The sequence below is a fragment of the Enterobacter sp. Ag1 genome, assembly GCA_000277545.1.
Taxonomy (GTDB): domain Bacteria; phylum Pseudomonadota; class Gammaproteobacteria; order Enterobacterales; family Enterobacteriaceae; genus Cedecea.
In genome coordinates, this window is record AKXM01000015.1 from 115534 (window position 1) to 127908 (window position 12375).

The window sequence follows — 12375 nt, forward strand, 5'->3', positions numbered from 1 at the left end:
TCGTAATCAGAAATTAACCAGAGAAAGGTGTTCCGCAACCGGGCCTAAAGCGAGGGCGGGGATAAAGGTCAGGGCGCCAACCAGCAGCACTGTCCCAATCAGTAAACCGATAAACAGCGGGCCGTGCGTTGGCAGCGTACCGATGCTGACGGCCTGGGATTTTTTCGCGGCCAGGGAACCGGCAATTGCCATCACCGGGATAATCACCCCAAAGCGGCCAAACCACATGCATACGGCCAGCAGAACGTTCCAGAACGGCGTGTTGGTGCTCAGGCCGGCGAAGGCGCTACCGTTATTGTTTGCGGCGGAAGAAACCGCATACAGCACCTCGCTGAAGCCGTGGATCCCTGGGTTTGCCATGCCGCTACGGCCTGCATCCGTCATCATCGCCAGCGCGGTGCCGAGCAGCACCAGGGCAGGGGTGATAAGAATGGCCAGCGAAGTCATCTTCATTTCCGGCACGTCAATTTTCTTACCCAGGTATTCCGGGGTACGCCCAATCATCAGCCCGGCGATAAACACGGCCAGCAGGACGAACAGCAGCATGCCGTACAGGCCAGCGCCTACGCCGCCGAAGACCACTTCACCAATCTGCATCAGCCACATTGGCACCATGCCGCCCAGCGCCGTAAAGGAGTCATGCATGGCGTTGACCGCCCCGCAGGATGCGGCGGTAGTAATCACCGCGAACAGGCTGCTATTCAGAATGCCGAAGCGGCTCTCTTTGCCTTCCATGTTAATGCTGCTGTTGGCACCCAACTGGATAAAGTGCGGGTTGCCCTGCAGCTCGGCCCACATCACTACCACCACGCAGACCACGAAGATAATGGTCATCGCCCAAAGCAGCGCGCGGCCCTGACGGCGGTCACCCACGGCTTCACCAAAGGCGAAGCAGAGCGCGGCCGGGATCAGGAAGATGGAAACCATCTGCACGAAGTTGGTCAGCGCCGTAGGGTTCTCAAACGGGTGAGAGGAGTTAGCGTTGAAGAAGCCCCCGCCGTTGGTTCCCAGCATTTTAATCGCTTCCTGAGAAGCCACCGGCCCCATCGGCAGCAGGTGCTGAACGCCTTCAATGGTGGTGTAAGGCTGGTAAGCAGAGAAGTTCTGCAGCGAACCCTGGCTGATAAAGAACAGCGCCATCACTAGCGAGATTGGCAGCAGGATGTACAGCGTAACGCGGGTTAAATCGACCCAGGCGTTGCCCAGCGTGCTGGTGGAATGGCGAGAGAAACCACGGATCAGCGCAAACACTACGGCAATGCCGGTGGCGGCAGAAACGAAGTTTTGTACCGTCAGGCCCACCATCTGGCTGAAGTAGCTCAGCGTGGTTTCGCCGCCGTAAGACTGCCAGTTAGTGTTGGAGACAAAACTGACGGCAGTGTTCAGCGCCAGATGCCAGGAGAGGCCCGGCAGATGCTGCGGGTTAAGCGGCAAACTGTCCTGGAACAGCAGCATCGCGAACAGCAGGATCAGCCCAAAAACGTTAAATGCCAGAATCGCCATCAGATAGCGTTTCCAGCCCATTTCTTCACCTTTGCTGCCCATCAGGGACCACAAAATGGGCTCAATGCGGCCCACGATCGGCAGCGGTTCGCCGTCGATCAGTCGTGCCAGCACGGCGCCCAGCGGTTTCGCAAGGGCAAAGAGCACCAGCAGGAAGCTGGCGATCAGTAAAAATCCGGACGCAGCCATTAAAACGCCTCCGCTTTAATCAGGGCATAAACCAGGTAACCCAACAGCAAGAAGACCAGCACGATGCCGGTTATGACGCCTGCACTCACAATCCACCTCCAACGGTGCGTTAAGCATTTCGCGGCAGAATAGGATTTCGGGTGAAAAGATGTCGTAAAAGTCCGGGGGCGGGGTGTAAAAAAAGTATAAAAATGGCAAAAGCCATTAGTTAACTAATGGTTAGTATTTATTTAACCATTTTGTAACTTAATTACAGGTAAAAAGATAAATAGCGCACAAAAAAGTGCATTTATCTGGTCGGAGGAGTAGTAAACTTTCAAACAATGAGATAGTATTTTGACCAGATAACAAGTTTCGATTTTCCGACATGCGGTGTCGGTCACACATTATGAGGAGAAGCCTATGTCTTTATACAAAGAATACCCTGCGCATCAGGTCATCCTGCGTCGCACTTTCGCAGTCGCTGCCGGTGTGCTGGCGCTGCCTGTAATGCTGTTCTGGAAAGATCGCGCGCGTTTTTACAGCTACCTGCACCGCGTCTGGTCCAAAACCAGCGACAAGCCGGTGTGGATGGCGCAATCTGAAGCCGCCGCCTTCGATTATTACTAAAAGCTGAATCGATTTGACGAAAGCTACCTCCGGGTAGCTTTTTTGTTGCCTGCGTCTTGCTACACTGAGTTAACAACTGAGATGCGGGCAGCCAGCGATGTCGCTTAGTCTGGCATTGGTATACTTCTGCTGCCCGGAATAACTTCCAATATTGAACCGTCGCCAACGCGCAATGGCGGCGGTCAGGTAATGAATCCAGGGAGAGTTATGCCTACCCATCTGGTCTGGTTCCGCAACGATCTACGTATTCACGATAACTACGCCTTACACGCCGCCTGCCTTAATCCCGATGCAAAAGTCATCGGATTTTTTGTCGTGACGCCCGAACAATGGCGGCAGCACGTCATGGCACCCAAACAGGTCGAATTTATCTTTGAGCATTTACGGGCATTGGGTCATGCCCTGGCCGGGCGTGGGATTGAACTTCATATCCAACAGGCTGCGGATTTTGCCGCGTCGATAGACTGTATAAAAGCGTTCTGCGTTGAACAAAAAGTCGATGCGCTTTTTTACAACTACCAGTATGAAGTTAACGAGCGTGCCCGTGACGCCGCGCTGGAAAAAGCTCTGAATGTGGACGTTACCGTGCAGGGATTTGATGACAGCCTGCTGCTTGCACCGGGCAGCGTCACTACCGGCAACCACGAGATGTACAAAGTCTTTACCCCGTTCAGCAAGGCGTTTATTCGGCGTTTGCAGGAAGGGCTGCCGGAATGCGTGCCTGCGCCCAAAACCCGTGGAGAGTGCGACTTCAATGAACGCTTTGCGTTTGATATGCCCCGTGAGGCGTTTGACCGCGAACTCTTCCCGGTGGGTGAGCCGGAGGCCATTGGCATGCTGCGTAAATTTTGCCTGCAGCCCGCTACCGACTACCCGGAACAACGTGATTTCCCGGCGATAGAAGGCACCAGCCGGCTGTCGCCTTATCTGGCCACCGGCGTTTTGTCTCCGCGCCAGTGCCTGCATCGTCTGCTAAAAGAGCACCCTAAAGCGCTGGAGGGCGAAGCCGGAGCTACCTGGCTCAACGAACTCATCTGGCGCGAGTTTTACCGCCATCTGATGGTCGCGTACCCAAAACTTTGCCGTCACCAGCCGTTTATTGCCTGGACGGATAAAGTTCGCTGGAGCGGAAATAATGCATGGCTTGAAGCCTGGCAGCAGGGTAAAACGGGTTACCCCATTGTCGATGCGGCGATGCGGCAGCTGAACCAAACGGGCTGGATGCATAACCGTTTACGTATGGTCGTGGCGAGTTTTCTGGTGAAGGATTTGCTGATCGACTGGCGGCAGGGCGAGCGCTATTTTATGTCGCAGCTGATTGACGGAGATCTGGCGGCGAACAACGGCGGCTGGCAGTGGGCGGCTTCTACGGGCACCGACGCCGCGCCTTATTTTCGCATTTTTAACCCGACAACTCAGGGTGAACGCTTTGATGCTGAAGGGAATTTTATTCGCCACTGGCTACCTGAACTGAAAACTGTGCCAGGGAAACAGATTCATTCGCCGTGGGACTGGGCTGATAAACAAAAGCAAACGCTGGACTACCCGCGCCCGATTGTTGACCATAGGCAGGCCCGACTGAATACGCTTGCGGCTTATGAAGCGGCAAGAAAATAACCAAAGAGAATAATGATGAAAAACAGTGAACTGGAACGCCTGATTAATTACAAGCTGAACAGCTCGGCAATCAGTGATTACGCCCCGAATGGCCTGCAGGTTGAAGGCCGGGAAGCGATCCGCAAGATTGTCACTGGGGTTACTGCCAGCCAGGCGCTGCTGGACGAAGCTGTGCGCCAGCAGGCCGATGCGGTGATCGTCCACCACGGTTATTTCTGGAAAAATGAATCGCCGGTGATCCGCGGCATGAAGCGCAACCGCCTGAAAACGCTGCTGGCGAACGACATCAACCTTTACGGCTGGCATTTGCCGCTTGATGCCCATCCGCAGTTGGGGAATAACGCCCAACTTGGCGCGCTGCTGGGGATTGAAACGAAAGGGGAAGTTGAGCCGCTGGTCCCGTGGGGCGAGCTCCCGACGCCGCTTTCCGGCGTGGAGCTGGCTTCCTGGATTGAAATGCGCTTAGGCCGCACGCCGCTGTGGTGTGGAGACACCGGCCCGGATCAGATCCGCCGCGTGGCGTGGTGCACGGGCGGTGGGCAGGGCTTTATCGATAGCGCGGCGCGCTTTGGGGTGGATGCGTTTATTACCGGCGAAGTTTCCGAGCAGACGATTCATTCCGCCCGCGAACAGGGGCTGCATTTCTACGCCGCGGGTCACCATGCCACCGAGCGGGGTGGGATCCAGGCGCTTAGCGACTGGCTAAACAGCGAAACCGATCTCGACGTTATCTTTATCGATATCCCTAATCCTGCCTGATACCGGAGGAGCTGTGCAACGAGCTCGCTGTTATTTATTGGGTGAAAAAGCGGTGGTTCTGGAGCTGGATCCTCCTGTCAGGCTTGCAAGCCAGCAGCGCATTTGGGGACTGCTGCAGCGCCTGAATGCCTCTGACGAGGTGAGCGAGGCCATTCCGGGCATGAATAACATCACCGTGGTGCTGAAAGATCCTCAGCGGCTGGCGCTGGATGGCATTGAATGGCTCCAGCGCTGGTGGGAAGAAAGTGAGGCTGTGATCCCTCCGCCTCGTAAGATTGATATTCCGGTCGTATACGGCGGCGAGGTGGGGCCCGATCTTGATGTCGTGGCTCGCCACAATAACTTAACGCCCGAACAGGTAGTCGCCCTGCATTCTGGAGCGGAATACATCGTCTACTTCCTTGGCTTCCAGCCGGGCTTTGCTTATCTGGGGGGACTGCCTGAAGTCCTCGCTACGCCCCGCCGGGCAGAACCCCGGCTGCAGGTTGCCGCTGGCTCTGTAGGCATTGGTGGCAGTCAAACCGGCATTTATCCGCTGGTGACGCCGGGAGGCTGGCAAATCATCGGCCGCACCTCACTCGATTTGTTTAACCCCAACGGCTCATCACCCACTTTATTGTTGCCGGGTGATACCGTGCGTTTCGTCCCGCAGCAGGGGGGCATATGCTGAATATTATTCGCGCCGGGATACAAACCAGCGTGCAGGATACGGGCCGGGAAGGGCAGCGTCATTTGGGCGTGAGCCGCTGCGGCGCGCTCGATACCCCCGCCATCTCCGTCGCCAATTTACTGGTTGGGAATGCGCCAGATGCCCCCGCGCTGGAAATCACCCTTGGACAGTGCGTGATTGAATTCGGGCGTAGCGGCTGGTTTGCGCTTACCGGGGCAGGCTGCCATGCGGAGCTGGATGGCAACGCCGTGTGGACGGGCTGGCGACTGCCTGTCAAAAAAGGCCAAAGGCTGACGCTGAAAAAACCTACGCACGGTATGCGCAGCTACCTTGCCGTCGACGGTGGCCTGGATGTGCCGGAAGTGATGGGGTCTTACAGCACCGATCTTAAAGCCGGGATCGGCGGTCATCATGGCCGTTTGCTGCGGGATGGTGACCGTTTAGCTTTGCGTAAACCTCAACGTAAATTTCAGCATCCCCGCGGCGTAAAACAACTGCTTTGGGGAAATCGCATTCGCGCCGTGACCGGGCCGGAGTATCAGGAATTCAGCCTGGCATCTCAGGAGAGTTTCTGGCGATTGGCCTGGCAAATTAGCCCGCAGAGTAACCGGATGGGCTACAGGCTTCAGGGGCCAGAGCTGGAGCGGACGACCCAGCGAGAAATGCTGTCCCATGGCCTGCTGCCGGGCGTGATTCAGGTACCGCATAACGGCCAGCCGATTGTGTTAATGAACGATGCCCAGACAACCGGGGGCTATCCTCGCATTGCCTGCGTGATTGAGGCCGATCTTTATCATCTGGCTCAGGTCAGGCTGGGGGAACCCATTCATTTTGTGCCGTGTACGCTGGCGGAGGCGCTCAAAGCGCGCCGCGAACAGGCTATTTATCTCGAGCAGATTGCCTGGCAACTGGCACAGGAAGCATAACGTTTCAGGGAGTTTAGTATGCCGGAAGGACCGGAGATTCGCCGCGCGGCGGACAAGCTGGAAGCCGCCGTGGGCGGGGAGCCGTTAACCGAAGCCTGGTTTGCTTTTGAAGAGCTTAAGCCGTTTGAAGCGATGCTGGTGGGGAAAACCATCGGTCGTATCGAAACCCGGGGAAAAGCAATGCTGACGCATTTTTCCAACGGCTTAACCTTGTACAGTCATAATCAGCTTTACGGCGTATGGCGAGTGGCTGACGTAGGTAAAGTAGCAGAAACGAACCGTGTGCTGCGTGTCAGGCTGCAAACGGCTAAAAAAGCCATTCTTCTTTACAGCGCCTCGGACATCGAAATCCTCGACCAGGGGCAGCTTGAACAACAGCCTTTCTTGCAGCGCGTGGGGCCGGATGTGCTGGATGAAACGCTGACGGTGGATCTGGTCAAAGCACGTTTGCTGTCGCCAAAGTTTCGCCGTCGGCAGTTCAGCGGGTTACTGCTCGACCAGGCTTTTCTTGCCGGTTTGGGGAATTACCTGCGAGTGGAAATCCTTTGGGAAGCGGAACTTGCGCCGCAGCACCGCGCGGAGGATTTAAGCGAAGAGCAGATTGAGCGGTTAGCGACTGCTTTGCTGGCGATTCCACGGCTTTCTTATCAGACGCGAGGCCAGGGAGATGAGAACAAACATCACGGGGCTGTTTTCAGCTTTAGGGTGTTTCACCGGGCGGGTGAACCGTGCGAACGATGTGGAGGGATTATTGAAAGAACCAACTTCTCTTCAAGACCGTTTTACTGGTGCCCTCGCTGCCAGAAATAAAAAAACGCGCCACAGGGCGCGTTTTTTACTCATCAAGTAAGAAATATTACTTTTTGAGATCGGATTTGAAATCACGTTTGTCGTAGCCGGTGTACAGCTGACGTGGACGGGCAATTTTAATGCCGTCGTCGTGCATTTCGTTCCAGTGTGCAATCCAGCCCACGGTACGCGCCATCGCGAAGATAACGGTAAACATGGAGGAAGGAATGCCCATCGCCTTCAGGATGATGCCGGAGTAGAAGTCTACGTTCGGGTAGAGTTTCTTCTCGATGAAGTACGGGTCGTTCAGCGCGATGTGTTCCAGCTCCATCGCCACTTCCAGCAGGTTGTTATCCTTCAGGTTCAGCTCTTTCAGCACTTCGTGACAGGTTTCACGCATCACGGTGGCGCGCGGGTCGTAGTTTTTGTACACGCGGTGGCCGAAGCCCATCAGGCGGAACGAGTCGTTCTTGTCTTTGGCACGACGGATAAATTCTGGAATGTGCTCCACGGTGCTGATTTCTTCCAGCATCTTCAGCGCAGCTTCGTTCGCGCCGCCGTGAGCCGGTCCCCACAGGGAAGCGATCCCCGCCGCGATACACGCAAATGGGTTAGCGCCGGAAGAACCTGCGGTACGCACGGTCGACGTCGATGCGTTCTGCTCGTGGTCAGCGTGCAGGATCAGAATACGATCCATTGCTCGCTCCAGAATTGGGTTAACTTTGTACTCTTCGCACGGCGTGGAGAACATCATGTTCAGGAAGTTAGCCGAGTAGGAGAGGTCGTTGCGTGGGTAAACAAACGGCTGGCCAATCGAATACTTGTAACACATTGCCGCTACGGTTGGCATTTTGGAGAGCAGACGGAATGCCGCGATTTCACGGTGACGTGGGTTATTCACGTCAAGGGAGTCGTGGTAGAAGGCCGCCAGCGCGCCGGTTACGCCGCACAGCACGGCCATCGGATGTGAGTCGCGACGGAAGCCGTGGAACAGACGGGTGATCTGCTCGTGAATCATGGTGTGGCGGGTAACGGTAGTTTTGAATTCGTCGAACTGCTCCTGCGTCGGTTTTTCGCCGTTCAGCAGGATGTAGCACACTTCCAGGTAGCTGGATTCGGTGGCCAGTTGGTCAATCGGGAAACCGCGGTGCAACAGAATGCCTTCGTCACCGTCGATATAAGTGATTTTGGATTCGCAGGATGCGGTAGAGGTGAAACCTGGGTCAAAAGTAAATACACCTTTAGAACCAAGACTACGGATATCAATTACATCCTGACCTAGCGTGCCCTTTAGCACATCAAGTTCGAGAGCATCGTCACCATTAAGGGTGAGGTTTGCTTTAGTATCAGCCATTTACGGTCTCCTTAGCGCCTTATTTCATAAGACTGCCGGGCGTCCGATTTGCATTCGAACCCACAATGGTTGGTTACCAGTTTTTTAATTGGCTCGCGGCTCTGTTTAGAGGAGTACAACCAGGGTACAGAGCGATGGGCGCTTGCAGGTAACACTCGCTTTGGGGGCGAAACTACAGCAAATCAGCGTCTTAGCAATCAGTATCATTCAAACCTGTATATCACTAATAACTGTCCTGATCTCTCGGGTCAATACCCATCCACTGTTACATAACTATTACTCAGGTGAAAGGCTGACCCTATAACTTTTACGAATTATACGGCTTTTCTGGCCCTGTTTGTAACAAGAATGTTTAACTTTTGTCAAATCAGATGATTAAAATTTAAAATAATGTTGTTATCGTGATCCTGCTCACTGTTCCGAGCAAAACCCTTCAAACATTATGTGGGTTAATTGTAATGATTTTGTGAAGAGCCTATACTGCCGCCAGGTCTCCGGAACACCCTGCTACCGGGAGCCACCCAGCGTTGTAGCCAGATCCCTGGCCTCTGGATGTAGCTGTTTTTTGCATGACGCACAGTTATAGAAAGTTAGCGCTGTCTGACCCCGAATGCAGATCCGGAGGAAGGAAACAATAAGAAGAGCATGTGGGCGCTATTCATGATAAGAAACGTGAAAAAACAACGACCTGTCAATCTGGATCTGAAAACGATCCGGTTCCCCGTCACTGCAATCGCTTCCATCCTCCACCGCGTTTCCGGCGTGATCACATTTGTGGCGGTCGGCATTCTGCTTTGGTTGCTGGGACTGTCACTCTCCTCCCCGGAAGGTTTTCTGACCGCGTCCGCCGTGATGAGCAGCTTTATCGTTAAATTTATAATGTGGGGCATTCTGACGGCTCTGGCCTATCACGTGGTGGTGGGTATTCGCCATCTGCTGATGGACTTTGGCTATCTGGAAGAGACCTTTGTAGCGGGCAAACGATCCGCACATATCGCCTTTGTTATTACTGTCGTGCTTTCAATTCTTGCAGGAGTCCTCGTATGGTAAGCAATGCCTCCGCATTGGGTCGCAATGGCGTGCACGATTATGTGCTGGTTCGCGCTACCGCCATCGTACTCACCCTGTACATCATCTACATGATTGGCTTCTTCGCTGTCACCGGCGAGCTGACCTACGACGTCTGGCACGGCTTCTTTGCCTCTGCCTTCACCAAAGTTTTCACCCTGCTGGCACTGTTCTCTATTTTGATCCATGCCTGGATTGGCATGTGGCAGGTGTTGACCGACTACGTTAAACCACTGGCGATTCGCCTTCCTTTACAGCTGCTGATTGTTGTCGCGCTGTTGGTTTACGTCATTTATGGATTCGTTGTGGTGTGGGGTGTGTAATGAAACTGCCAGTCAGAGAATTTGATGCTGTAGTGATTGGTGCCGGCGGCGCAGGTATGCGCGCGGCGCTGCAGATTTCCCAGAGCGGCCAGACCTGTGCGCTGCTTTCTAAAGTGTTCCCAACTCGTTCCCATACCGTATCTGCGCAGGGTGGTATCACCGTGGCGCTGGGTAATACCCATGAAGATAACTGGGAATGGCACATGTATGACACGGTAAAAGGTTCCGATTATATCGGTGACCAGGACGCCATCGAATACATGTGTAAAACCGGCCCGGAAGCGATTCTGGAACTGGACCACATGGGCCTGCCTTTCTCCCGTCTGGAAAACGGCACCATTTATCAACGTCCGTTCGGCGGCCAGTCGAAAGACTTCGGCGGCGAGCAGGCGGCGCGTACTGCAGCAGCAGCTGACCGTACCGGCCACGCTTTACTGCACACGCTGTATCAGCAGAACCTGAAAAACCACACCACCATCTTCTCCGAGTGGTATGCGCTGGATCTGGTGAAAAACGCCGATGGCGCAGTGGTTGGCTGTACCGCACTGTGCATCGAAACCGGTGAAGTCGTTTACTTCAAAGCCCGCGCAACTGTGCTGGCAACCGGCGGCGCAGGCCGTATTTATCAATCCACCACCAACGCCCACATCAATACCGGTGACGGCGTTGGTATGGCTATCCGCGCTGGCGTGCCGGTGCAGGATATGGAAATGTGGCAGTTCCACCCAACCGGCATTGCCGGGGCAGGGGTTCTGGTCACAGAAGGCTGCCGTGGTGAAGGTGGTTACCTGCTGAACAAACACGGCGAACGCTTCATGGAGCGTTATGCCCCGAACGCGAAAGACCTGGCGGGTCGTGACGTGGTGGCGCGCTCCATCATGATCGAAATCCGTGAAGGCCGCGGCTGTGATGGTCCGTGGGGGCCACACGCCAAACTGAAACTCGACCACCTGGGTAAAGAAGTGCTGGAATCCCGCCTGCCGGGCATTCTGGAACTGTCCCGTACCTTCGCCCACGTCGATCCGGTGAAAGAGCCGATCCCGGTTATCCCAACCTGCCACTATATGATGGGCGGTATTCCGACCAAAGTGACCGGCCAGGCGCTGACCGTGAACGAGCAGGGCGAAGATGTGGTTATCCCTGGTTTGTTCGCCGTGGGCGAAATTGCCTGTGTTTCCGTACACGGTGCGAACCGTCTGGGCGGCAACTCCCTGCTTGACCTGGTGGTGTTCGGGCGTGCTGTTGGCCTGCACCTGCAGGAATCCATTGCCGAGCAGGGCGATCTGCTTGACGCAACCGACGCTGAAATCGACGCCTCCCTTGAGCGCCTTAACCGCTGGAACGGCAACCGTAACGGTGAAGATCCGGTGGAAATCCGCAAAGCGCTGCAGGAATGTATGCAGCACAACTTCTCAGTATTCCGCGAAGGTGACGCGATGGCCAAAGGGCTTGAGCAGCTGAAAGCAATCCGCGAGCGCCTGAAAAATGCCCGTCTGGACGACACTTCCAGTGAGTTCAACACCCAGCGCGTTGAGTGCCTGGAGCTGGATAACCTGATGGAAACCGCTTACGCCACTGCGGTGTCGGCAAACTTCCGTACCGAGAGCCGAGGCGCGCATAGCCGCTTCGACTTCCCGGAGCGTGATGACGAAAACTGGCTGTGCCATTCCCTGTATCTGCCAGAGACGGAATCCATGACGCGTCGTAGCGTGAACATGGAACCGAAACTGCGTCCGGCGTTCCCGCCGAAGATTCGTACTTATTAATGCGGAGACAGGACAATGAAACTCGAATTCTCAGTTTATCGTTATAACCCGGATGTAGACGACGCTCCGCGCATGCAGGATTACACCCTGGAAGCGGAAGAGGGTCGCGACATGATGCTGCTTGACGCTTTAATGCAGCTGAAAGAAAAAGATCCTAGTCTGTCATTCCGTCGCTCTTGCCGTGAAGGCGTTTGTGGCTCCGACGGCCTGAACATGAACGGCAAAAACGGGCTGGCCTGTATCACGCCAATCTCGGCGCTCGGCAACGGTAAGCAGAAGATAATCATCCGTCCTCTGCCTGGCCTGCCGGTGATCCGCGATCTGGTGGTAGACATGGGGCAATTCTATGCTCAATATGAGAAGATTAAGCCTTACTTGTTGAATAATGGGCAAAATCCACCTGCTCGTGAGCATTTGCAGTCGCCTGAACAGCGTGAAAAGCTGGATGGTCTGTACGAGTGCATTCTTTGCGCTTGCTGCTCGACTTCTTGTCCGTCGTTCTGGTGGAACCCGGACAAGTTTATCGGCCCGGCCGGTTTGCTGGCTGCGTATCGCTTCCTGATCGACAGCCGCGACACCGAAACGGACGCGCGTCTGGACGGCCTGAGCGATGCTTTCAGCGTATTCCGCTGCCACAGCATTATGAACTGCGTCAGCGTTTGTCCTAAGGGGCTGAACCCGACGAAAGCTATCGGCCATATTAAGTCGATGCTGTTGCAAAAAAGCGCTTAAGTCAGAAAAGTACCCTCTCCTTGCAGGGGAGAGGGTGCAAATTGCAGGAAATCTTTAAAAACTGCCGACG

Annotated in this window: 13 protein-coding genes; 10 read left to right on the forward strand and 3 right to left on the reverse strand. The window is 55.0% G+C overall.

Annotated features, from left to right (window positions below):
• Positions 1-6: 6 nt before the first annotated feature.
• Positions 7-1692: a potassium-transporting ATPase subunit KdpA gene (gene kdpA, locus A936_RS07215; RefSeq protein ID WP_008456127.1), complete on the reverse strand. Its 1686-nt coding sequence runs from the start codon at positions 1690-1692 to the stop codon at positions 7-9.
• Complete coding sequence (gene kdpF / locus A936_RS22640) at positions 1692-1781, reverse strand: K(+)-transporting ATPase subunit F (protein ID WP_008456132.1); 90 nt, start codon at positions 1779-1781, stop codon at positions 1692-1694. The genes kdpA and kdpF overlap by 1 nt, the downstream gene beginning before the upstream one ends.
• Before the next feature lie 313 nt (positions 1782-2094).
• On the opposite strand from kdpF, the gene A936_RS07225 reads away from it, so the two are divergent.
• From A936_RS07225 to nei, 6 genes are all read left to right on the forward strand, one after another.
• Complete coding sequence (locus tag A936_RS07225) at positions 2095-2301, forward strand: YbfA family protein (protein WP_008456133.1); 207 nt, start codon at positions 2095-2097, stop codon at positions 2299-2301.
• 207 nt (positions 2302-2508) lie between these two features.
• Positions 2509-3918 carry a deoxyribodipyrimidine photo-lyase gene (phrB, locus tag A936_RS07230; RefSeq protein WP_008456134.1) on the forward strand — a complete coding sequence of 470 codons (1410 nt, stop codon included), beginning with the start codon at positions 2509-2511 and terminating at the stop codon, positions 3916-3918.
• A gap of 15 nt (positions 3919-3933) precedes the next feature.
• Positions 3934-4677 carry a type 2 GTP cyclohydrolase I gene (locus tag A936_RS07235; RefSeq protein ID WP_008456135.1) on the forward strand — a complete coding sequence of 248 codons (744 nt, stop codon included), beginning with the start codon at positions 3934-3936 and terminating at the stop codon, positions 4675-4677.
• A gap of 13 nt (positions 4678-4690) precedes the next feature.
• On the forward strand, positions 4691-5347 hold the full coding sequence (pxpB, locus tag A936_RS07240; protein WP_008456136.1) for a 5-oxoprolinase subunit PxpB: 657 nt from the start codon (positions 4691-4693) through the stop codon (positions 5345-5347).
• Positions 5341-6273: a 5-oxoprolinase subunit PxpC gene (gene pxpC, locus A936_RS07245; RefSeq protein ID WP_008456137.1), complete on the forward strand. Its 933-nt coding sequence runs from the start codon at positions 5341-5343 to the stop codon at positions 6271-6273. The genes pxpB and pxpC overlap by 7 nt, the downstream gene beginning before the upstream one ends.
• 18 nt (positions 6274-6291) lie before the next feature.
• Positions 6292-7083 carry an endonuclease VIII gene (gene nei, locus A936_RS07250; RefSeq protein ID WP_008456138.1) on the forward strand — a complete coding sequence of 264 codons (792 nt, stop codon included), beginning with the start codon at positions 6292-6294 and terminating at the stop codon, positions 7081-7083.
• Between the two features lie 46 nt (positions 7084-7129).
• On the opposite strand, the gene A936_RS07255 is transcribed toward nei, so the two are convergent.
• Positions 7130-8416, reverse strand: a complete 1287-nt coding sequence (locus A936_RS07255) for a citrate synthase (protein ID WP_008456139.1) — start codon at positions 8414-8416, stop codon at positions 7130-7132.
• A 645-nt stretch (positions 8417-9061) separates the two neighbouring features.
• Between A936_RS07255 and sdhC the strand changes: the two genes are divergently transcribed.
• Genes sdhC through A936_RS07275 form a run of 4 tightly spaced genes read left to right on the forward strand, consistent with a single transcriptional unit; the run spans position 9062 to position 12305 of the window.
• Entirely contained in the window at positions 9062-9466 is a 405-nt protein-coding gene (gene sdhC / locus A936_RS07260) for a succinate dehydrogenase cytochrome b556 subunit (protein ID WP_034808195.1), read from the forward strand.
• Positions 9460-9807: a succinate dehydrogenase membrane anchor subunit gene (sdhD, locus tag A936_RS07265; RefSeq protein WP_008456141.1), complete on the forward strand. Its 348-nt coding sequence runs from the start codon at positions 9460-9462 to the stop codon at positions 9805-9807. Before sdhC ends, sdhD begins: the two co-directional genes overlap by 7 nt.
• Entirely contained in the window at positions 9807-11573 is a 1767-nt protein-coding gene (gene sdhA / locus A936_RS07270) for a succinate dehydrogenase flavoprotein subunit (protein WP_008456142.1), read from the forward strand. Before sdhD ends, sdhA begins: the two co-directional genes overlap by 1 nt.
• A 15-nt stretch (positions 11574-11588) precedes the next feature.
• Complete coding sequence (locus A936_RS07275) at positions 11589-12305, forward strand: succinate dehydrogenase iron-sulfur subunit (protein ID WP_008456143.1); 717 nt, start codon at positions 11589-11591, stop codon at positions 12303-12305.
• The last annotated feature ends 70 nt before the right edge of the window (positions 12306-12375 follow it).